Source organism: Nitrospirota bacterium (assembly GCA_037386965.1).
In the GTDB taxonomy this organism is placed as follows: domain Bacteria; phylum Nitrospirota; class Thermodesulfovibrionia; order Thermodesulfovibrionales; family JdFR-86; genus JARRLN01.
On the sequence record JARRLN010000055.1, the window covers coordinates 1 to 21,950 of the forward strand.

The following is a 21,950-nucleotide window of genomic DNA, read 5'->3' on the forward strand; positions in this document are numbered from 1 at the left end:
GACCCCTCCGACACCAACAGCTACGACCTCTCCTTCGACCTGGGCGACTACCAGGTCACCTCCAAGATAGTCAACACCGTGGAGGGAAACTCCGGGCCGGGAGGGTACAACCTGGACAAGGGCGGTGTGGTTACCGCCAACTCCGGCGAGGTGCCCGTGGCTCACGTGCCTTATCTCTACGCCATGGAGATAGACGCCACGAACACGAAAAACCCCGCGGAGAAGGCATGCCTCTCGGTGCTGCTCAAGTACTGATGAAAAGGTTCCTGGCTCCCCTGGCGCTGCTTCTGTTGCTGGCCGTGGCATGCTCCGAGCAGGTTCCGCCGAAGAAGGGCGGGCAAGGCCCTCCGCCTTCCCCGGCGAAGGCCTTCCATGAGAGCGCGGCGGGGTCCTCCGGCGCCTACGGCCTCGCCCTGGAGCCCGCGGAGGCCTCCCGGGGCACCGTCCTCAGGCTCAGCGCAAAGGGGTTCGACCTCGGAGAGGCCAGCCTCCGGTGGCTGGTCGACGGCGCGCCGGTCTCGGCCCCCGAGGGCCCGGAGTTCGACACCGCCCTCATGGACGTCTCGCGGGGAAGCGCCGTGCAGGCGGAGGCCACGGTGGGCGAGGACACGGTCCTGTCCAATCAGGTCAGCCTCCTTAACGCCAAGCCCCGTCTCACCCATGTCAAGATTCTGCCGGAGGTCTTCACCCCCGGGGAGGACGTCCACGTCGAGGCCCAGGCGGAGGACCCCGACGGCGACATGGTGGACATCGAGTACGAGTGGACGAAAAACGGGGCCTGGGCGGGCCGCGGAGAGGCGCTGTCCCAGCCCTTGAAGCGGGGGGACGCCTTCTCCGTGCGGGTCATACCTTTCGACGGCCAGCAATACGGGGCCCCCGTCGTCCTGACGCGGAAAGTGCAGAACATGCCGCCCATGCTCAGCGAGCACAAGGACTTTCATTTCGACGGCATCTCTTATACCTACCGCGCCCAGGCCCACGACCCGGACGGGGACCCGGTGCGCTTCGGCCTCTCGGGCGCCCCGGAGGGGATGAGCATCGACCCGGTCACCGGAGTCGTCCGCTGGAAGGTGCCCCCCGATTTTACCGGGACCGCGACCTTCACCATCACCGCCTCCGATGGCGCGGGCGGGGCCGCGGAGATGCCCATGAGCCTTCGCATCCCCGATGACGAAGGGGAAGCAGAGGCCAAGCCCGCCCCCGCTTCCTGAGGGCGCGCGCCCCCATCGGGCGACTCCTTGAGCTTTCCCTCCCCCAGGGTGTATCCTTAGTGAACCGCGCCGGAGGGCTGGAGGGAGGTCGGTGCCCGTGCCTCAGATACTCTACCTGGTTGCGGGCCTCATCGTGGGCTTCACCCTTTCGTGGGTGTTCCTCAAGGCCCGCGCCGAAAGGAGCTTCGCCCGGAGGCTCGCAGCCACGGAGGACGGCCTCCGGGACGCCCTGGGCGCGGCCTCGGCTGCCTCGGCGCGCGAGGAAGAGCTCCGGCGGCAGGCCGAGCGGGACGCCGGGGAGCTCAGGAGCCTGAGGGACGCACTGGACCAGGAAAGGCTCCTCAAAACCAGGGCCGAGACCGAGCTTAAAGCCTCTCTTTCGAACCTCGCCGAGCAGAAGAGCCTTCTTGAGAACATGAAGGCCGAGATGTCCGACACCTTCCGTGCCCTTTCCTCCGCGGCCCTGAAAAGCAGCAACGAGGACTTCCTCCGCCTGGCCTCGGAGCGGCTGGGGAAAGTGGTGGAGGACACCAGGGGCCGCCTGGGGGAGCACCGGGAGGCCATGGAGGGGCTGGTCAAGCCCCTCTCCGAGACCCTGAGGCGCTACGAGGAGCAGCTCCATTCCCTGGAGAAGAAACGCACCCGCGACTACGTGAGCCTCGACGAGCAGATAAAGATGCTGACCACCACCCACAGGGACCTCCAGAAGGAGACCGGAAACCTGGTGACGGCCCTCAGGAAGCCCCACATCAGGGGGCGGTGGGGGGAGGTCACCCTGAGAAACGTGGTGGAGCTGACGGGCATGTCGGCGCACTGCGACTTCCGGGAGCAGGTCTCCGTGGCCTCCGCCGACGGGCGGCTCCGCCCCGACATGGTCATCCGCCTGCCGGGGGAACACGAGCTGGTGGTGGACTCCAAGGTGAGCCTGGAGGCCCTCCTGGAGGCCTCCTCGGCCGAGACCGAGGAGCTCAGGCGCACGGCCCTCAAGCGCCATGCCTCCCACGTCAAGGAGCACGTGGCCCGGCTGAGCTCCAAGGGCTACTGGACCCAGTTCGAGCGCTCCCCGGAGCTGGTGATACTCTTCATGGGAGAGGCCGCTCTGGCCGCGGCCCTGGAGAACGACAGCACCCTCCTGGAGGAGAGCATGGAAAAGAGGGTCCTCATCGCCACCCCCACCACGCTCTTCGCCCTCCTGACCGCCGTGGCATCGAGCTGGCGGCAGCAGGAGGTCGCCCGCAACGCCGAGACCATAGCCGCCCTGGGCAAGGAGCTCTACGGCCGCATCAGCGTATGGGCCGGGCACCTCAGTAAAGTCGGGGTCGCCCTGGGCAGGCTGACCGACGCGTACAACCAAGCGGTGGGCTCCATGGAATCCAGGGTCCTGCCCTCGGCCCGCCGGTTCCGCGACCTGGGGGCCACCGCGGCCGAAGAGATAGAAGAGGTGAAGAAGGTTGAGCAGTCCCCGAGAAACCTCAACCTCATCGACTGATGCCCCCCGCGCCGGGGCCGCTATGAAAGAGAGCCTGGGAGAGACTCTCAGGGCGCGCCTTCCCGATTACGAGCCCCGCACGGGCCAGGAGCGGATGGCCGAGGCCGTGGAGCGGGTGCTCCGGGAGGGGGGAAGCCTCCTGGTGGAGGCGGGCACGGGAACCGGCAAGAGCCTGGCCTACCTTGTTCCCCTGGCCGCGCACCTGGCTTCCCGGGGCGGGCGCGCCGTGGTGAGCACCTACACCAAGGCCCTCCAGAGGCAGCTCGTGCAAAAGGAGCTCCCCTTCCTGGCGGAGCACGTCTTCCCGGGCCTGCGCTTCGCCCTCTGCGTGGGGAGCGAAAACTACCTCTGCCTGAGGAGGCTCGAGCAGGCCCGCATGCACGGGCTCTTCGAGAACGCGCCGCCGGAGGCCCTGGAGCGCCTCCTTGCCTGGGCCGCGGAGACGGACACGGGGCGGCGGGAGGGCACGGGGGGGCAGCTCTGGCAGACGGTCTCACGCCAGAGCGACCTGTGCTGGGGCTCCCACTGCCGCCACCGGCGGGCGTGCTTCTACTTCAAGGGCAGGGAGGAGCAGGCCCGGAGCCGCATACTGGTGCTCAACCATCACCTGTACTTCGCCAACCTGGCCTCCGGGATGCGGGCGCTGCCGGAGTTCGAGGCCGCCGTCTTCGACGAGGCCCACGAACTGGAGGACGTGGCCTCCAGCTACCTGAGCACCGAGGTAACGAACTTCAAGGTCCTCCACGTTTTAAACGGCGTCCTGGGCCCCGAGGGCAAGGGGCTCCTGGCCCGCCTGAAATGGCTGGCCCCCCGGGAGTTCACCCGGCTTGGCCGCCTCGCGGAGCAGGCCCGGCGGGCAAGCGCAGACCTTTTCTCGGAGCTGGGCGGCCGCCTCCCTGCGCAGCCCGTCCGCCTGAGGAAGACGCGCTTCGTCCCGGACACGCTCTCCGAGCCCCTGCTCACCCTGGCCCAGGCCCTGGGGGGCCTGGGCGGCAAGGCGGGCGACGATGAGGACGGCAGGCGGGAGCTGGAGGCCGCGGCGCTGAGGCTGACCGGGACGGCCCGGGCCCTCCGGGCGGTCCTCGAGCAGGAGCTTGCGGGGCACGTCTACTGGGCGGAGCGCTCCCGGCAGGTGCTCAGGCTCGCGGCCACCCCGGTGGACGTGGCCGGGATGAACGTTTTCGAGGACCTCGGAAGCGCCGTCTTCACGTCGGCCACGATGACCTCCGGCGGGAGCTTCGCCTTCGTCCGGGAGCGCCTGGGGCTTCAGCGGGCTGAGGAGCTTCTTGTGCCGTCTCATTTCAAGTACCGGGAGCAGGCTCTCATTTATATCGCCCGGGACCTTCCGCCCCCGGGAAGCGAGGGGTACGAAGAGGGCGCCCTCGGGCGCATCGAGGACATCCTCCTGAGGGCGGAGGGGGGCACGCTGGTGCTTTTTACAAGCCACGGGATGCTCCGGCGGGCCGCCCGGGCCCTCTCGGAAAAGGGCATCCCCGTCCTCACGCAGGGGGATGCGGACAGTTATGCCCTGGTGGAGGAGTTCAAGCGCCTGGGGCGGGCCGTCCTCCTGGGCACCTACACCTTCTGGCAGGGCGTCGACGTCCCCGGGGAAGCCCTGAGCACGGTGGTCATCACCAAGCTGCCCTTCGCCGTGCCGGACGAGCCGGTGGCCGAGGCCCGCATGGAAGCGCTCAGAGGCAGGGGGCAAGACCCCTTCATGCACTACCAGGTGCCCCGGGCCGCCATCATGCTCAAGCAGGGGTTCGGCCGCCTCATACGGAGGTCCACGGACAGGGGGACCGTAGCCATCCTGGACTCCCGCATCCTGAGCAGGGCTTACGGAAAGGAATTTCTCCGCTCCCTTCCCCGGTGCTCCACCACCGTGGAGCTTGCCGCCGTCGAGGAGTGGGCAGTGCGCTGGAAAGGAGAGAACAATGGACAGAAAGGAACTGACCAGGCTGGTGCGGGGTTTTCAGCCCGCCCGCGTCATACTGACCGCCAACAATTTCAGGGTCTTCGAGCTGTTGAAGACGAAAAAGACCGCGGCCGAGGTCGCCTCGGCCCTGAGGACGGACCAGAGGGCCACAGCCATACTCCTTGACGCCCTCACCTCCCTGGGGCTTCTCCGCAAGGCCCGGGGCGCCTACACCAACGCGCCGGTGGCCAACGAGTACCTGGTCTCGGGTAAGCCCGGCTACCAGGGCGACATCATCCGGCACGAGGACAACCTCTGGGACAACTGGTCCGGCCTGGACGAGGTCATGACCACGGGGCTGCCCTCCAGAAGAAGGTTTGAGCACGGCCACTTCATAAAGGGCATGCAGAACATTTCGGTCTTCAAGACCAAGGAGGTCATGGAAGCCCTGGACCTCGCCGGGGTCAAGACGGCCCTGGACCTGGGGGGCGGACCCGGCATCTACGCGGTGGCCCTGGCCAAGCGGGGCCTGGACGTCACCCTCTTCGACCGCCCCGAGACCATGCGCATCGCCCGGCAGAACGCCCGGCAGGCCGGCGTGAAGGTCAAGCTCCGGAAGGGGGACTTCATGGCCGACCCCCTGGGGAAGGGTTTCGACTTGGTCTTCATAAGCCAGATATTCCATGCCTTCGCCGATGAGGAGAACCGGGAGATAGTGCAGAGATGCCGGGCCGCCCTGAACCCCGGGGGCAGGATGGCCGTGCAGGAGTTCCCCGTATCCGACGACAGGACCAGCCCGCCCGAAGGCGCCCTGTTCGCCGTCAACATGCTGGTCAACACCCACGGGGGCAGGACCTATCCCGCCAAGGAAATCATGGGCTGGCTCCGCGAGAGCGGGTTCGTCAAGCTCTCCCAGAAACGCCTGAGCGACTCGGTCCTCATCCAGGGAAGCCTCAAGACGTGAGCGTGCCGTACCGGAAAAGCAAGGACGGCATCACCCTAGAGGTCCGGGTACAGCCCCGCTCGTCCCGCGCCGGCATAGAAGGTGTGGAGGGCCGGGTCCTCAGGGTCAGGCTCACCGCCCCTCCCCACGGGGGCGAGGCCAACGCCCAGCTCCTCAGGGTCCTGGCCCGGGAGCTCGGCCTGCGCAAAAGCAGCCTCTCCATCATCAAGGGGCAGGCCTCCCGGAACAAGGTCGTGGAGGCCCGGGGGGTCCAGGGCCTCCCGGAGCGGCCCTGATTCAAAAGAAAAACATATAAAAAATATTTAAAGAATCGTGTATAATCTCAGGCAGGGCGGTTGTGGACGCCTGATTTTTTTGCTCTTCAGAGGTGGCCGTGCCGGACTTCTATTACATCGACCTGCTGTACGACCCCAAGGACACCGACTTCGGTTCCGTGGTGGGCGGGGCGACTGGGGCCCTGGTGGAGGCCGGATGCGCGTTCGACCGGGTGAGCATGCTCGCGCCGACGGACGAGGGGGACAGGGCCTTTTTCGCCCGTGCCCCGGAGATGGACGCCCGCAACCTGGGAGAGGTGGCCGGAAGCTACTGGGAGGCGATGAGGGCGCGGGGCCAGAACATCATCACCTTCCCGCCCATGGGACGGGTCATGCTCCGCTACCCCTTCAGGTTCGACGAGGACATCCTGGACGACATCCACGAGGAGGAGGAAGAGAGCGGCTCAAGCCGCGATGCCGTGGGCCTTTCCTTCTCCTTCAGCGACAGCGCCACCCTGGGGAAAAAGATAGACGCCAGCGTCAGTTTCTGGGAGGAGTACGTCCTGACCCTGGGAAGGCCCGAGACCCACAGGGCCAACATGGCCGACATCCTGGGGATGGTCGAGAGGGTGGCCCTGGCCACCAGGCCCTATTTCGGGGCCATGAACAACGAGATTCACCTGGGCACGGACCGCTCGCTGGACCTCCTGAGGGACGGCAGGCTCCCCGAGGGAAACGACTACGTCCTGGTGGGGGCCAGGGAAGTGCCCCGCCTTGATATTGACGCGCTCAAGATGTCCCGCCGCCCCGTCAGGAGGCTGGGCGAGGAAGGCGGCCTCATCATCGAGTTTACCCGCCGCTGGGACGGCCCTGCGGGCCGCTGAGGCCGGCGCCGCCCTCCTTGCTGCCTCCACGCCGCGGGCGCCGGGCGCCCCCTCGCTTGAAAACGTGCGGTGTTCTTCGTTTATAATTATTTCTTGCGTAGAAATCCGGAAGGTACAGGTATGAGCGCCGTATATCTCATAGACGTCACGAACCGCGACGGGGTGCAGACCTCCAGGATACTCCTCTCGAAGTTGAGCAAGACGATGCTCAACATGTACCTGGACAAGATGGGGGTCTTTCAGAGCGAAATCGGGTTCCCCACCATCCGGCACGAGGTCAACTACATAAACGCCAACCTCGAGCTGGCCAGGATGGGGGCCATCCAGAACCTCCGCCTGGAGGGCTGGTGCCGGGCCATCCCCGAGGACGTGGAGCTGGCCTTCCGAAATTGCCCCGACATCAAGCACCTGAACATTTCCATCTCCACCTCCGAGATAATGATCAAGGGCAAGTTCCAGGGGAAGAAGACCTGGGACGACATCCTGGCCTCGTCGGTGGCCGCGGTGCGCCGGGCCCGGGAGCTGGGGGCCCAGAGCGTGGGGCTGAACGCCGAGGACGGCTCCCGCACCGAGCTGGAGCGCCTGGTGGAGTTCACCCTGGCGGGCAAGGAAGCCGGGGCTGACCGCATGCGCTACTGCGACACCCTGGGGGCGGACGACCCCATCACCATTTACCGGCGCATCGCCGAGCTGTCCCGGAGGACGAAGTTCCCCGTGGAGATGCACACCCACAACGACCTGGGCATGGCCGAGGCCGTGGCCGTCAGCGGCGCGCAGGCGGCCATGGAAGCCGGCATGGACACCTACATAAACACCACCATAAACGGCTACGGCGAGCGCTGCGGCAACTGCGACCTCGTCTCCACCATCCTCGCCCTGAGGTTCTCCCACGGCTGGACGGAGAAGGTCCACCTCATGGAGGGCATCGACCTGACCATGGCCTGGAAGATGGGCAGGTACGCCGCCCACGCCTTCGGGCAGCCCATCCCCATCAACCAGCCCGGCATCGGCTCCAACGCCTTCGCCCACGAGTCCGGCATCCACGCCGACGGAGCCCTGAAGGACCGGAGAAACTACGAGCTCTACGACCCCGAGGACGTGGGCCGCGGAGAGCCGGAGCTGGTGCAGACCGGGCGGGTGATAACGACCGGGGAGTACGGGGGCATCAGGGGCTTCCGGCACGTCTTTGACAACCTGGGCATCCACTTCGACACCGACCAGGAGGCCAGAAAGATACTGGAGATGGTCCAGTACGCCAACCTCCACACCCAGCACGCCCTGACCGACGACGAGCTGCGCTTCCTGGCCAGCTACCCCGAGCAGGCCCGCAAGATGATGACGGTGGACCCGTGAGCCACCCCGTCACCCTCATCCCCGGCGACGGCGTGGGGCCGGAGATAGCGGAGGCCACCCGCCGGGTGCTGGACGCCACGGGGGTGGGCCTTGAGTGGGAGGTCCAGGAAGCCGGCGAGGAGGTCTACCAGAGGGAGGGCACCCCGCTTCCGGACCGGGTCATCGAGTCCATAAGGCGCAACCGCGTCGCCATCAAGGGCCCCGTCACCACGCCCGTGGGCAAGGGCTTCAGGAGCGTGAACGTCACCCTGAGGCAGACGCTGGACCTCTATGCGTGCCTGAGGCCGTGCAAGTCCTTCAAGGGGGCCCGCACCCGCTACGAGGACCTGGACCTGGTCATCGTCCGGGAGAACACCGAGGACCTGTACGCCGGGATAGAGTTCGAGAAGGGCACCCGCGAGGCCCTTGGCCTCATCGACTACGTCAAGAGCGCCTCGGGCCGGGATATCCGTCCCGACTCGGGCATCAGCATCAAGCCCATCAGCGTGGAGGGGACCCGGCGCATCGTGCGGTTCGCCTTCGAGTACGCCCGCAGAGAGGGCAGGAAAAAGGTGACCTCCGTGCACAAGGCCAACATCATGAAGTTCTCCGACGGCCTCTTCCTGGAGGTCTCCCGCCAGGTGGCCGACGCGTACCCGGACATAGAGTTCGAGGACCGCATCATCGACAACATGTGCATGCAACTCGTGCAGAAGCCCGAGCTGTACGACGTCCTGGTCCTGCCCAACCTCTACGGCGACATCGTCTCGGACCTGGCCGCCGGCCTGGTGGGCGGCCTGGGCCTGGCCCCGGGGGCCAATATCGGCGACGAGACGGCGGTCTTCGAGCCCACCCACGGCAGCGCCCCCAAGTACCGAGGGTTGAATAAAATGAACCCGTTTGCTATGATGCTCTCAGGTGTGATGATGCTCCGCCACCTGGGGGAGCCGGACGCCGCCCGGAAAATGGAAGACGCCATCGGAGCCGTTATCGAAGAAGGCAAGGACGTAACCTACGACATGAAGCCTCACCGGGACGACCCCACCGCCGCGACCACCTCGAGGGTGGCCGAAGCGGTCATCGAGAAAATGGGTCGCTGACCCTGTTGAATGGAGCCTCACAGTCCCATCTTGTTTGACATCCTGCTGATCGCCCTCTGCATCCTGGCCATCGCCGTGATGTCCAGCTCGGAGTCCTCCCTCATCGCGGTCAACAAGATCCGCATCCGGAGCCTCATCGAGAAGGGGGACGCGCGCGCCCAGGCCGTCCGCAAGGTCATGGACCAGCACGACAAGCTCTTCAGCGCGGTCATCCTCTCGGGCAACCTGTTTACCGTCCTGGCGACCTCCTTCGGCACGGCGCTGGCCCTGAGGGTCCTGGGACACGAAATGGGCATCATCATCGCCACGGCGGCCATGACCTTCCTGACCGTCGTCTTCGGGGAGCTGACCCCCAAGACCTTCGGCGTTACCCATGCCGAGCGGGTCTCCCTGGCGCTGGCCAAGCCCCTGGCCCTTTACATACGCGTCCTGACGCCCTTCATATGGGTGTTCAGCGTCTCGGCGAACTTCATCCTGAGGCTGTTCGGCGTCAAGGAGCGTCCCCCCTCCCCGTACGTGACGGAGGAGGAAATAAGGGCGATGATAAGCATCGGCGGCGAGGAGGGGGCGATAGAGGAAGAAGAAAGGAAGATGCTGCACCGCGTCTTCGAGTTCGGCGATACGGAGGTCTCCGAGGTCATGGTCCCCCGCACCGACATGGTCACCATCCCGGAGGACGCCACCGTGGGGGAGTCCATGAAGCTGGTGGCCGAGAAGGGATACTCGCGCTATCCGGTCATCAAGGACAACGTCGACAACGTCAGGGGCATCCTGTACATCAAGGACCTCCTCATAAGCATGGCCCAGGCAACCATAGAGAACCTCTCCGTCAGCAACTACATGCGCGAGGCTTACTACATCCCCGAAAACAAGATGGTCACGGAGCTTCTGGACGACATGCAGAAGAAGAAGTTCCACATTGCCGTGGTCATGGACGAGTACGGGGGCACCGCGGGGCTGGTGACCCTGGAGGACATCGTGGAGGAAATCGTGGGGGGCCTTCAGGACGAGTTCGAGATGCTGGAGACCATAAAGGACGTGGAGATAATCGACGAGCGCACCTTCATCGTCTCGGGCCAGACCGGCCTGGACGAGATAAACGAGCTGGCCGGCACCAACGTGCAGAGCGAGGACTTCAATACCATCGGGGGCTACGTCTTCGGCCTCTTCGGCCGCCTGCCCAAGGTGGGCGAGCAGGTCCGCACCCACGACCTCCGCTTCCTGGTCATGGACATGGAGGACAGGAAGATCTCCAGGGTGAAGATGACGAAGCTCTGATTGCCCGCGCCTCCTGCCGTCTCGCCGTCCGTGGCAATCCCCCTCCGCCCCCTGCTACAATTTTTCATGCGCTTCGTGGACGTCGTCTTCCCCCTCTCCCTGGGCCCTCTGACCTACCGGGTGCCGGAGCGCCTCCAAGGCGCGGTGGCGCCGGGCGTCTTCGTGGAGGCGCCCCTCAAAAAGTCACTCAAGCGGGGCGTCGTCCTCAGGGAGGCCGGTCAGGAGCAGGAGGGGGCGCGGGACATCCACGCCGTGGCCCTCGCGGGGGAGGGATTGAGTGCTCCCCTTCTGAAACTCCTCCAGTGGATGGCGGGCTATTATTTCGCCAGCGAGGGGATGGTGCTTAAAAGCGCCTATCCCCGGGAGCTCCTTGAGCCCGTGGTCCCCCGGGGCCAGGGCAAGGCGGCGGCAGCCGCGGCGGGGCATGCGTTGCCCCTGGCCCCGCTCAAGCCGGAGGACACAGGCGCCCTGGATGAGATGGCCGAGAGAGCCCGAAAGGGGTACTACCGGACGTTTCTGCTTCACGCCCCCTCGGTGGCCTATGAGGTCTCCTTTGTCCTGGAGGCCGCGAAGCGGCTGGGTAACGTGCTCGTCCTTGTCCCGGACCATGCCGGGGTGAGGCGCCTGGCCCCCCTCCTGGAGGAGGCGGCCCCGGGCCGCCTGGCCCTTTACCACAGCGGCCTGAGCAGGGGGCTCCGCTCCCGCGCCCTCCGGCGCATCGCCTCCGGGGAGGCCGACGTCGTCCTGGGCAGCAGGATGGCCGTCTTCGCACCCCTGAACCGGGTCTCCCTCATCGCCGTCCTTCAGGAGGAAAGCCCCGCGTACAAGGAGGAGGGAGGCGTGCTTTACGGCGGCAGGGACGTGGCCGTGATGCGCGGCTACCTGGAGGGGGCCCCGGTGCTTCTGACGTCGGTCTGCCCCTCCGTGGAGTCCTGGTTCAACGCCCGGGAGGGGAAGTACACGCTTCTGGACCGCTCCCGCGCAGGGGGGCGGCCCCGGGTGCGCGTCATCGACATGCGCGGCTCGGAGGCCCCCGTCTCCCGCTCCCTCAAGGAGGCCGCCCGGAAGCGGCTCCATCAGGGGGAGAGGGCCATGTTCTACATAAACCGCACGGGCTACTCCATCCTCCGGTGCGGGGAGTGCGGCCTGCTGCTCACCTGCGAAAGATGTGCGGTGCCCCTGGTCTTTCATAAGAGAAGCCACGCCCTCCGGTGCCACTCGTGCGCGGCGGAGACGCGGCCCCCGGAGACCTGTCCCCGGTGCGGCGGGGCGGCGTTTCTCTCCCCGGGGGCGGGGCTCGAGCGCGTGCAGGAAGACCTGGAGGAGCTCGCCCCCGTCTCGGTCAAGGCCAGGGACCGGAAGAGCCTCACGGTGCTTGAGGCAGGCAGCGCGGCCGTGGGCACCAAGACCCTCATCCGGGGCATGGGCCTTACCGGCGCCTTCTCGCTGGCCGGCGTCATAAACGCCGACGCCTTTCTCACCCTGCCGGACTTCCGCGCCGGGGAGCGGGCTTTCGCGGACCTCGTCTACGCCGCGGAGAAGGTCGCCCCGGCCGGCCCGGCTGGCCCTGATAACGGCGGAGGCCGAAGGGTCAGCCCCGTCCCTGCCCCCGCTCCGGGGGGAGGCCGAGGTCATGGGCCCCCTGCCGGCGGTGAACAAGAGGGGCCGGAAGGTCTTCAAGGTCCTGGTCAAGGCCCCCGGGCGCGCAGGGCTCACGGCGGCGGTGCGGGCAGTCCTCAGAGCATGGAGGGGCAGGCGCCTTGCCGTGGATGTGGACCCGGCCTCCCTCTGACTAACCCGGCCAACGCCGGGCGCGGCCCGGTACGATAGAACATCGAAACGCCTTGCTCTAGGAATGGCCGGGTTTAATGTTTAAAAGGGGCACTGGTGCCCCTAGTGTGGCGTTCCCGAAATACTTCGCAGAAATTCTCCGACGTCATTCCCCGACTTGATCGGGGAATCCAGTCTTTTCAAAAATTTCTGGGTTGTCCGGTCAAGCCGGACAATGACAAATACATTTGGGACGCCACACGAATAAAATTAGCTCGTTGGAGGCTGACTGGTTAGCTGTTCATTAAAGCAGTGCGGTTTTCGTACGGGAGAGGATGTCCCTGGCCCGCTCGACGTCCTTCTGGATTTCTTCTTTGAGCTCCTCGGCGGAGCCGAACCTGCGCTCCTCCCGGATGCGCTCTATGAAGCCCACGCGGACCCTCCTGCCCCTGAGCCCCCCGCCCCGGTAGCCAAAGAGGTGCACCTCCAGGGAGAGCGCCTCCTGGTCGAAGGTGGGGTTGGTCCCTATGTTGGCCACGCCGTCATAGGGCCTGCCCCCTACCGCGGCCCGCACGGCATAGACGCCGTCTCGGGGGATGAGCTCGCTTTGGGTGGCCAGGTTGGCCGTGGGCGTGCCCAGGAGCCGGGCCCCCCTGCCCGCCCCCGGCACCACCGTGCCCTCGATGGCATAAGGACGGCCCAGAAGCTCGGCTGCCTTTTTCACGTTGCCGTTTGTGAGGACGATGCGGATGCGGCTTGAGCTGACCACCTTGCCGTACCGGGTGACGTTGCGCACCACCTTGACTCCGAAGCCGTATTTCCTCCCCCTTCGCCTCAGAAGCCCCGTGGTGCCGCTCTTGCCCTTGCCGAAGGCATAGCCGTGCCCCACGATGACGGTGCGCGCCCGGAGGTTTTGCACCAGGACGTCCCGGATGAAGTCGTCGGGGAGGAGCTTGGAGAACTCCCTGGAGAAATCGATGAACAGGACGTGCCCGATGCCGTAGTGCCCGAGGAGGCGGGCCTTGTCCTCCGCGGTGGTCAGGAGCTTGAGCCCCCTCTCCGGCGCCAGCACGCGCACCGGATGGGGCTCGAAGGTGATGGCCATGGTGGGTGCGCCCTGGAGCCGCCGGGCCTCCTCCATGACGGCGCGGACTATCTTCTGATGGCCCACGTGCACGCCGTCGAAGTTGCCGATGGTGAGCACCGCGCCGCGGTGCCCGTCCCGGACCGCATCGAGACCGTGAAGGACCTCCATCAGTTCCCGCCGTCCGAAGCAGCCCTCAGGGAGGCGCAGATTTGCCGGACCTGGCGCCGCGTCTCCTCCAGGGTGCCTCCATTGTCTATGGCGTAGTCGGCGCGGCGTATCTTCTCGTGGGTGGGAAGTTGAACCGAGTGGCGCAGCATGACGTCCTCGCGGCTTATGCCCTTGCGCTTCATCCTCTCGAGCACCGTGTGGTAGTCCGCATAGACGGCGACGCTCTTGTGGAACTTCTTCTCATAGCCCCTCTCGAAAAGAAGGGGCACCTCCACCACCGCAAGTGCGGCGCGGGCCCTGCCCAGGGCCTCTTGAATCCGGCTGAACACCAGGGGGTGAAGGGCCTCTTCCACGGCCTCCCGCCTGTGCCGGTCCATGAAGATGATGCGGGCCACCAGGCGCTTGTCTATGCGGCCCTCCCCGTCCAGGGCCAGGTCGCCGATTATCTCACGCACCCGTTCCTTGACGGAAGGCTCCTCCAGAAGCTCCGCCACGATGTCGTCGGCGCTCAGGGTGTAGGCCCCGCACTCCCTGAACAGCTCAAGCACCGTGGACTTTCCCATGCCGAAATTCCCCGTAAGGGCGACGACAAGCATGGGTGATATTATACATGAGGACCGGGGCTTCCGGTCTCCGGTCCTTTCCTCTACAATATAGGAAAAGGACGCGGGCGGGCCCCCGGGGAGAGGGTCGCGCGCGCTCCGCCGGAAAGGAGGCTTCACATGCGGAGGCCCGTGTTTGTCGTTTTCCTTTTCCTTTTGGCCGGGCCGGCCTTTGCGTCCCCGGGGGTAACCAAGCACTACGAGGCGAGCCGTCTTCAGATGGGGCAGAACGGCGTGTTCAGCGTGGAGCTCCTCGTGCCGGAGGGAGGGCTGGCCATGGGGCTGAACAGCGTGGATGTCATCGTCCATGACCGGGAAGACCGGGACATCGCCGGAGCGGAGGTGACCGTCACCCCCTGGATGCCGGAGATGGGCCACGGCGTGCACGCCCGGCCCACCGTGATGGAGCGCGGGGGAGGCCTGTACACCGTGTCGGACCTGATGCTCACCATGACGGGGCACTGGGAGCTCCGCATAGGGGTGAAGATGGGAGAAAGGGAAGACCAGGTGGTCTTCGACTTCCCCCACGTGGGGGCCGGGGAGGAGGGCGTCGAGGGCACAGCACCGGCGGAGAAGCTCGACCTCTCCCGGAGCGTCCTCTCCGAGGAGAAGGTTTTCCGGGTCTCCTACACGCCCTCCCCCGACCCGCCGCCCGTGGGCCGGATACATGGCTGGACCCTCACGGTGACCTCCCCCGAGGGTGAGCCGGTTACCGGGGCGAAGATAACCGTGGTAGGCGACATGCCCGAGCACGGCCACGGCCTGCCCACCGAACCCGAAGTCACCGGCGAGCTGGGCGAGGGGCGCTACCTGGTGGAGGGAATGAAGTTCTCCATGCCCGGCTGGTGGGTGGTCAGCTTTGGCATCGAGGCGGGAGAGCGCGCCGACAGTGCGCGGTTCAACCTGATGGTGCGGTAGGAGGCGCGGATGAGGCGCTCCGCAAAAGGGGTGGCTGTCCTGGCGCTTGCCGCCTGGGCGGTGCTGCTGGCCTCCCGGGCGGTGCAGGCCGGAGAGGCACAGGCGTGGAGCGATGCTCAGGTAGCAACGCTCCGCTCCCTCTGGCTGGGCTCCCTTTCGCCCCTGCCCGACGACCCCTCGAACGCCTATGATACGGACCCCCGGGCGGCCCGCCTGGGCCGCGAGCTTTTCTTCGACACGCGCTTGAGCGGCAACCGGCGGGTCTCCTGCGCCACCTGCCACCGCGCCGACTATTCCTTCACCGACAACCTTCCCCTGGCCCACGGCATAGGCACCGGCCCGCGGCGCACCATGCCGCTTGCGGGGACCGCGTACCAGGCGTGGTTTTTCTGGGACGGCCGGAAGGACAGCCTGTGGTCGCAGGCCCTGGGGCCCATCGAAAACCCCCTGGAGCACGGGTTCAGCCGGACCCTGTGCTTCATGGTCATCCACGAGCACTACAAGGAGCCCTACGAGCAGGTTTTCGGCCCCCTGCCTCCCCTGACCGAGGAGGACTGGCCCCTTAACGCCCGGCCCGCCCCCGAGGACCCCACGGCCCTGAAGGCCTGGGTGACCATGACCCCGGAGATGCGCCGGGACGTAAACCGCGTCTACGTCAACATGGGCAAGGCCATCGCGGCCTACGTCCGGACCATCGTGCCCGGCCCCTCCCGCTTCGACCGGTACGTGGAGGCCCTGCTCAAGGGCGACGAAAAGGAGATGAAGGAGGCCCTCAGCGACGCCGAGGTCAGGGGGCTCCGCCTTTTCATCGGCAAAGCCAAGTGCCTCAATTGCCATAACGGCCCCCTTTTTACGAACGGAGACTTCCACGACGTGGGCCTTCCCCACGGGGAAGACCGGGGGCGCGCCGACGGCATACCGCAGGTGCTGCGGGACGAGTTCAACTGCCTGAGCCCCCATAGCGACGCCGAGCCGCGCCAGTGCGCGGAGCTTCGCTTCATCGATACGGACACGGAGAAATACGCCTACACCTTCAAGACCCCCTCCCTGAGGAACGTGGCCCTGCGCCCGCCCTACATGCACAGCGGGCATTTCAGCCGCCTCGTCGACGTGCTTGCCTTCTACCGGGAATCGGCCAGCGGTGACACCCCGGCCGGGCACGGGCCCAGCCTCGAGCACGGCGCCCTCACCGACGAGGAAATACGGGCCCTGGAGGCCTTTCTGCATGCCCTGAGCGGCCCCATAGAGGAGAGGACGCCCGGGGAGAGCCCTCGTTAAGCCCTCCGCCAGCGGCAAAAGAGGATATACAATGCGTTTGCCAGCGGTAGCCCGCTTTGATAGACTTTCACTGAGGCCGGAAGGCCCTTGCGGCCGCGGCTAGCTTGACAATGATATACTCAAGAATTATTATAAGAGCTGAGGCAAGAGACATATGGCACGCGTCAAGGATTACTACGACATACTGGGCGTCAAAAAGGATGCCGGCCCGGACGACATAAAGAAGGCCTACCGGAAGCTCGCCCGGAAGTACCATCCCGACGTCAACCCCGGCGACAAGCACGCCGAGGAAAAGTTCAAGGAGGTCAGCGAGGCCTACGCCGTCCTGGGCGACCCCAAGAAAAGGGAGGAGTACGACAACTACGGCAAGTCGCCCTTCACGGGGGCCGAGTTCCAGGGCGGCGTGCCGCCTTTCGAGGATATCTTCGAGTTCGGTTTCGGGGACGTGTTCTCGGACATCTTCGGCGGGAGGGCAGGCGCCGGGACCCATCCGGGCATGCGCGTGCGCCAGGGGGCGGACATCGCCGCCGAGGTGGAGGTCTCCCTCGAGGAGGCGTTCTCGGGCGTGACCAGGCAGATGACCTTCGCCCGGGAGGTCTCCTGTCAGGCCTGCGGGGGCACGGGCGTGGAGTCCGCGGAGACCTGTCCCGCCTGCAAGGGAACCGGGACGGTCCAGAGCTCCAAGGGGTTTTTCCGCGTGGCCGGCCGTTGCCGGGAGTGTGGGGGGACGGGGCAGAAGGTGCTGAAGACCTGCCCCGCCTGCGGTGGGCAGGGGCGGACCCTGAAGACCGAGACCCTCAACGTCAAGATTCCCGCCGGTGTGGACACCGGCTCCATGGTGCGCCTGAGGGGCAAGGGAAACGACGGCGTGGGCGGCGGCCCCCCGGGGGACCTCCGCCTGAAGATAAAAGTCCGGCCCCATCCCGTCTTCGAGCGCAAGGGCGACGACATCCATATGAAGCTCCCCCTGACCTTCCCCGAGGCCGCCCTGGGGGCCAAGGTGGACGTTCCCACCCTGGACGGCACCGCCAAGATGACGGTGCCGGCGACTACACAGGGCAACCAGCGCTTCAAGCTCACCGGCAAGGGGATGACCAGGCCCGCAGGAGGCCGGGGAGACATGTACGTGGAGGCCGTCATCGTCGTCCCCAGGCATCTTGACCAGAAGGCCAGGGAGGCCGTCCAGGCCCTGAGCAGTGCGTACAACGGGGACCCGAGAAAGGGGTTGAGGAAATGATCACCAGGGACAAAGACAGGCCGATGTACATGATAAGCGTCGTCGCCCGGATGCTCAGCGTCCACCCTCAGACCCTCAGGCTGTACGAGCGCGAGGGGTTCGTCCGTCCCCACCGGCAGGGGGGGCAGAGGCTATACTCCGAAACGGACGTCGAGAGGCTCAGCCTCATCCTCGAGCTGACGCGCACCCTCGGGGTCAACAAGGCCGGAGTGGACATCATCCTCCGGATGCGCCGCCGCCTGGAGATGCTGCAGCGGGAGGTGGAGCACATGCTCCAGGGCATGGAGGAGAGCACCCGGAGCAGGTTCGAATACAAGCTCAGGGAAATTCTACTGGAAGAGGAACGGAACAATGAGAATGGATAAATTCACCATGAAAAGCCAGGAGGCCATCCAGGAGGCCCAGGGCCTGGCCGAGCGCAAGGGCAACCAGGAACTGCGTCCGGAGCACCTCCTGATGGCTCTCCTTGAGGACGAGGAAGGCATCGCCGGTCAGATCCTCACGCGGCTGGACGTGGACGTCGCCTCCCTCAGGAGGGACCTGGAGCAGGAAATAGACCGCTATCCCAAGGTCTCGGGGGCGACCCCGATGGGGCAGATATACGCCTCCACGGCGCTCAAGGATGTCCTGGAGAAGGCCATGGGCCATGCCCGGCATCTAAAGGACGAGTACGTGAGCGTGGAGCACCTGCTCTGGTCCATCGCCGAGGTGGGCGGACCGGGAGCAGAGCTTCTCAGGCGTTACGGAGTGGACCAGAACGGCGTCATGGAGGCCATGCAGCAGGTGCGGGGAGGGCAGAGGGTGACCGACCCGAACCCCGAGGACAAGTACCAGGCCCTGGCCAAGTACGGCCGCGACCTGACGGCCCTGGCCAGGCAGGGGAAGCTCGACCCGGTCATCGGCAGGGACGAGGAAATTCGCCGCATCATGCAGGTGCTTTCCCGAAGGACCAAGAACAACCCCGTGCTCATCGGCGACCCCGGCGTGGGCAAGACCGCCATCGCCGAGGGGCTGGCCCAAAGAATCGTGGCCGGCGACGTGCCGGACTCCCTCAAGGACAAGCGCGTGGTGGCCCTGGACATGGGGGCCCTCATCGCCGGGGCCAAGTACCGGGGCGAGTTCGAGGACAGGCTGAAGGCCGTCCTGAAAGAGATAGAGCAGGCCGCCGGCAGGATAATCGTCTTCATCGACGAGCTGCACACCCTGGTGGGCGCGGGGGCGGCCGAAGGGGCCATAGACGCCTCCAACATGCTCAAGCCCGCCCTGGCCCGGGGAGAGCTGCGCTGCGTGGGGGCCACCACCGTGGACGAGTACCGCAAGCACATCGAGAAGGACCCGGCCCTGGAGCGGAGGTTTCAGCCCATCCTCATCACCGAGCCCTCGGTGGAGGACACCATATCCATCCTGCGGGGACTGAAGGAGCGCTACGAGGTCCACCACGGCGTCAAGATAAAGGACTCGGCCCTCATCTCGGCCGCCGTCCTGAGCAACCGCTACATTACCGACAGGTTCCTCCCGGACAAGGCCATCGACCTCATCGACGAGGCCGCGGCAAGGCTGAGGATAGAGATAGACAGCATGCCCACGGAGCTTGACGAGATAGCCCGGAGGCTCCGGCAGCTGGAAATCGAAAAGCAGGCCCTCCTCAGGGAGGACTCCGAGCAGCCCGAGACGCGCGGGAAGCTTGAGGAGGTGGAGCGCGAGATGGCGGACCTCAGGGAGCAGGAGGGCGCCCTCAGGGCCCAGTGGATGAGCGAAAAGGAGATAATCTCCCGCATCCGCGAGCTCAAGGAGGCCATCGAGAACACCCGGATAGAGTCCGAGCAGGCCGAGCGCGAGGGCGACCTCACACGGGCCGCCGAGCTTCGCTACGGGAGGCTCCCGGAGCTTCAACGCTCCCTGGAGGAGGAGAACGCGCGCCTCCAGGAGCGGCAGAAGCAGAGAAAGATGCTCAAGGAAGAGGTGGACGACGAGGACATCGCCGCCGTGGTGAGCAAGTGGACCGGGATACCCGTCTCCCGGATGCTGGAGAGCGAGGTGCAGAAGCTCCTGCGCATGGAGGAGCGCCTGCGCCTGCGCGTGGTGGGCCAGGACGAGGCCATCGAGGCCACGAGCAACGCCGTCCGGCGCGCCCGGGCCGGCATCCAGGACCCCCAGCGCCCCATCGGCAGCTTCCTCTTCCTCGGCCCCACCGGCGTGGGCAAGACCGAGCTCGCCCGGGCCCTGGCGGAGTTTCTCTTCGACGACGAGCAGGCCATGACACGCGTAGACATGTCCGAGTACCAGGAGCGCCACACGGTCTCCCGGCTGGTGGGTGCGCCGCCGGGGTACGTGGGCTACGAGGAGGGCGGACAGCTCACCGAGGCCATCCGGAGGAAGCCCTACTCCGTGGTGCTCTTCGACGAGGTGGAGAAGGCCCACCCGGAGGTCTTCAACATCCTCCTTCAGCTCCTGGACGACGGAAGGCTTACCGACGGGCACGGACGCACCGTGGACTTCAGAAACACGGTGGTCATCATGACCAGCAACATCGGAAGCGCGCACATCCAGCAGATGCTGGAGGAAACACGCGAGCGTCCCGCCCACTGGGCCGCCCACGGCATGCAGGACACCCTGAGGCAGCGCATCATGGAGGACCTGCGGGGGTTCTTCAAGCCGGAGTTCCTGAACCGGGTTGACGAGGTGGTCATCTTCAACCCCCTCACCAGGGAGCTCCTGCGGGATATCGTGGACATCCAGCTCAAGAGGATGAAGACCTACCTCACCCAGCAGGGCATAGACATGGCCCTGACCGACAGGGCCAAGGACTGGCTGGCCGACATCGGCTACGACCCCGTCTACGGAGCCCGGCCCCTGAAGCGCCACATCCAGCGGGAGATACTAAACCCCCTGGCCATGCGGCTCCTGGACGGCACCTTCCAGAAGGGCGACCTGGTGGAGGTGGACGTGGAGGAAAACAAGGCCGTCTTCACGAAGGCCGCCCCCGCCCGTGCGGAGGTAAGCTAGAAGCCGGAAACGACCGGGGGCGCGGAAGCCCGCCCCCCGGCGCCTGCCACCGGGTGCAGGCCGCGCGAGGCTTAGAACCTGTCTCAAAATTGATTTCGAAGCGAAAGAGAGAATAAATGGCGGCAGACAAGGAGGGAAGGGGAAATCGCCCGGAGGCGCAGCAGCGCTGCGTTGAGGACGATTTTCCCTTCAGGACGCCGTATGCCGTTATTTAGGCCTCTTGTAGCCGGAAGCAATTTTGAAACAGGTTCTAATAGATGGAGCGGATTCTTCCGGTCATTCTGTCGAAGATTATCTGGTCGATGACCTTTCCGTCACGGACGACGTCCACTAGGAGAAACCTGCCCCCCGTCCGGATGTTGGCGATGCTGCAGCCCTTGGTGTGGAAATAGGCCTTCAGGGCCATGACGGCCTGATGAGGATGCACGGGTCCTCGGTGTGCGCCGTAGAGGCTGCACTGGGGGCAAAAGTCCCCGTATGGCGTCACGGTTCCCTCGGGCTCCTCGGCACGGGCATGGCCGGGCAGGGAAAATGCCGCCGCCCCGAGGGCGAGGGCGAGGGCGAGTATGAGGGCAATCTTCTTCACCATATTATATTAACAGGCTATCGTGAAGAAAAAGTGAAGATTTCCCCGGGGACCTTATTCCCTTTCCGGGAACGTCCCCCTCGCTGCCCGAATAAAAAAGGGGGCCGCTTCCGGCCCCCTTTTATTGCTAGCGCCAGCCGCCGGGGCCGGGGCATCCCCAGCCCGGGCCGCCGCGATACATCATGCCGGGCCCGTAGCCGGGACCATATCCATACATCATGCCGGGGCCGTAGCCAGGGCCGAAGGTCCGGGGACCGAAAACCCCGGGGCCGCCCTTCTTCTGAATCTTCGTCCGAAGGTCGGTAATCTCCTTGGTCAGGGCATCGGCCTTCTCCTGGTCGCCGGTCCTCAGGGCCTCGCGATAATCGAACATCTTGCCGGCGAGGTCCCGCCGGAGGTCGGCGGTCTCCTGGAAGAACTTCTGTGCCTGCTCGCTGGAGTAAGCGGAGTTGCCTCCCCACCAGCCGGGACCGCCGCCCCAGCCGGGACTGCCGCTGCCGTGCGCATAGGCCGCCGCGCCCCCTCCCAGTATGGCGATAACCGCCGCCAGTGCGATGAGCGTCTTTTTCATTCGTCTATCACCTCCTCTCCCGAAGGGTTTTGAATACCTTTGAATGTGCCTTCACTCTAGCAGAGGACTTTGAAGACACGGTGAAGGACTTGTGAAAAGATTATGAAGGCATCCGTCCAAAGCGAATGGGTGAAAGAGATGAAACACCCTCCGCCTTTGCCTGGCTCGACCGGGGAATCCGGCTTTTCAAGACTCCTGGATTCTCCGGTCGAATCGGACAACGTGATGTGAGAGTCGAAAACAGGACCCGTCCATAATGACGATATCGATGGTGCTTTTTTCTTAAAAGGGCTTTTCCCT

Annotated in this window: 20 protein-coding genes; 16 read left to right on the forward strand and 4 right to left on the reverse strand. The window is 65.8% G+C overall.

Annotated elements, in window-relative coordinates:
- From P8Y39_08835 to P8Y39_08885, 11 genes are all read left to right on the forward strand, one after another.
- Positions 1 to 255: pilus assembly protein PilX (locus P8Y39_08835; GenBank protein ID MEJ2192436.1), on the forward strand; the 255-nt coding region annotated here is incomplete at its 5' end.
- Positions 255 to 1,211 carry an Ig-like domain-containing protein gene (locus P8Y39_08840; protein ID MEJ2192437.1) on the forward strand — a complete coding sequence of 319 codons (957 nt, stop codon included), beginning with the start codon at positions 255 to 257 and terminating at the stop codon, positions 1,209 to 1,211. The genes P8Y39_08835 and P8Y39_08840, both read left to right, overlap by 1 nt.
- A gap of 97 nt (positions 1,212 to 1,308) precedes the next feature.
- Entirely contained in the window at positions 1,309 to 2,700 is a 1,392-nt protein-coding gene (gene rmuC / locus P8Y39_08845) for a DNA recombination protein RmuC (protein MEJ2192438.1), read from the forward strand.
- A 22-nt stretch (positions 2,701 to 2,722) separates the two neighbouring features.
- Positions 2,723 to 4,801: an ATP-dependent DNA helicase gene (locus P8Y39_08850; protein ID MEJ2192439.1), complete on the forward strand. Its 2,079-nt coding sequence runs from the start codon at positions 2,723 to 2,725 to the stop codon at positions 4,799 to 4,801.
- A complete protein-coding gene (locus P8Y39_08855; GenBank protein ID MEJ2192440.1) occupies positions 4,692 to 5,579 on the forward strand; it encodes a methyltransferase in 888 nt (295 codons plus the stop codon). The genes P8Y39_08850 and P8Y39_08855 overlap by 110 nt, the downstream gene beginning before the upstream one ends.
- Entirely contained in the window at positions 5,576 to 5,854 is a 279-nt protein-coding gene (locus P8Y39_08860) for a DUF167 domain-containing protein (GenBank protein ID MEJ2192441.1), read from the forward strand. Before P8Y39_08855 ends, P8Y39_08860 begins: the two co-directional genes overlap by 4 nt.
- 98 nt (positions 5,855 to 5,952) lie before the next feature.
- Positions 5,953 to 6,717, forward strand: coding sequence for a hypothetical protein (locus P8Y39_08865; GenBank protein MEJ2192442.1), 765 nt, complete (start codon positions 5,953 to 5,955; stop codon positions 6,715 to 6,717).
- A gap of 120 nt (positions 6,718 to 6,837) precedes the next feature.
- Positions 6,838 to 8,070: a homocitrate synthase gene (locus P8Y39_08870; GenBank protein ID MEJ2192443.1), complete on the forward strand. Its 1,233-nt coding sequence runs from the start codon at positions 6,838 to 6,840 to the stop codon at positions 8,068 to 8,070.
- Positions 8,067 to 9,149, forward strand: coding sequence for an isocitrate/isopropylmalate dehydrogenase family protein (locus tag P8Y39_08875; protein MEJ2192444.1), 1,083 nt, complete (start codon positions 8,067 to 8,069; stop codon positions 9,147 to 9,149). Before P8Y39_08870 ends, P8Y39_08875 begins: the two co-directional genes overlap by 4 nt.
- A gap of 30 nt (positions 9,150 to 9,179) precedes the next feature.
- Positions 9,180 to 10,427 carry a hemolysin family protein gene (locus P8Y39_08880; GenBank protein MEJ2192445.1) on the forward strand — a complete coding sequence of 416 codons (1,248 nt, stop codon included), beginning with the start codon at positions 9,180 to 9,182 and terminating at the stop codon, positions 10,425 to 10,427.
- Between the two features lie 66 nt (positions 10,428 to 10,493).
- Positions 10,494 to 12,257 (forward strand): hypothetical protein, encoded by a 1,764-nt coding sequence (locus P8Y39_08885; GenBank protein MEJ2192446.1) that lies wholly within the window; start codon positions 10,494 to 10,496, stop codon positions 12,255 to 12,257.
- A 244-nt stretch (positions 12,258 to 12,501) separates the two neighbouring features.
- On the opposite strand, the gene P8Y39_08890 is transcribed toward P8Y39_08885, so the two are convergent.
- Both P8Y39_08890 and coaE read right to left on the reverse strand, forming a co-directional pair.
- Positions 12,502 to 13,452 (reverse strand): bifunctional riboflavin kinase/FAD synthetase, encoded by a 951-nt coding sequence (locus P8Y39_08890; GenBank protein ID MEJ2192447.1) that lies wholly within the window; start codon positions 13,450 to 13,452, stop codon positions 12,502 to 12,504.
- On the reverse strand, positions 13,452 to 14,048 hold the full coding sequence (gene coaE, locus P8Y39_08895; protein ID MEJ2192448.1) for a dephospho-CoA kinase: 597 nt from the start codon (positions 14,046 to 14,048) through the stop codon (positions 13,452 to 13,454). The genes P8Y39_08890 and coaE overlap by 1 nt, the downstream gene beginning before the upstream one ends.
- Before the next feature lie 126 nt (positions 14,049 to 14,174).
- On the opposite strand from coaE, the gene P8Y39_08900 reads away from it, so the two are divergent.
- The 5 genes from P8Y39_08900 to clpB all read left to right on the forward strand — a co-directional run bounded on the left by P8Y39_08900 (position 14,175) and on the right by clpB (position 20,493).
- Positions 14,175 to 14,972 (forward strand): FixH family protein, encoded by a 798-nt coding sequence (locus P8Y39_08900; GenBank protein ID MEJ2192449.1) that lies wholly within the window; start codon positions 14,175 to 14,177, stop codon positions 14,970 to 14,972.
- Positions 14,973 to 14,981: 9 nt separating this feature from the next.
- Entirely contained in the window at positions 14,982 to 16,250 is a 1,269-nt protein-coding gene (locus P8Y39_08905; protein ID MEJ2192450.1) for a cytochrome c peroxidase, read from the forward strand.
- A 154-nt stretch (positions 16,251 to 16,404) separates the two neighbouring features.
- Positions 16,405 to 17,487: a molecular chaperone DnaJ gene (gene dnaJ / locus P8Y39_08910; protein MEJ2192451.1), complete on the forward strand. Its 1,083-nt coding sequence runs from the start codon at positions 16,405 to 16,407 to the stop codon at positions 17,485 to 17,487.
- A complete protein-coding gene (locus P8Y39_08915; GenBank protein ID MEJ2192452.1) occupies positions 17,484 to 17,852 on the forward strand; it encodes a MerR family transcriptional regulator in 369 nt (122 codons plus the stop codon). The genes dnaJ and P8Y39_08915 overlap by 4 nt, the downstream gene beginning before the upstream one ends.
- Positions 17,839 to 20,493, forward strand: coding sequence for an ATP-dependent chaperone ClpB (clpB, locus tag P8Y39_08920; protein ID MEJ2192453.1), 2,655 nt, complete (start codon positions 17,839 to 17,841; stop codon positions 20,491 to 20,493). Before P8Y39_08915 ends, clpB begins: the two co-directional genes overlap by 14 nt.
- A gap of 250 nt (positions 20,494 to 20,743) precedes the next feature.
- On the opposite strand, the gene P8Y39_08925 is transcribed toward clpB, so the two are convergent.
- Together P8Y39_08925 and P8Y39_08930 are read right to left on the reverse strand one after the other, a co-directional pair.
- Positions 20,744 to 21,082, reverse strand: a complete 339-nt coding sequence (locus tag P8Y39_08925; protein MEJ2192454.1) for a hypothetical protein — start codon at positions 21,080 to 21,082, stop codon at positions 20,744 to 20,746.
- 124 nt (positions 21,083 to 21,206) lie between these two features.
- On the reverse strand, positions 21,207 to 21,650 hold the full coding sequence (locus P8Y39_08930) for a hypothetical protein (GenBank protein ID MEJ2192455.1): 444 nt from the start codon (positions 21,648 to 21,650) through the stop codon (positions 21,207 to 21,209).
- Positions 21,651 to 21,950 lie beyond the last annotated feature (300 nt).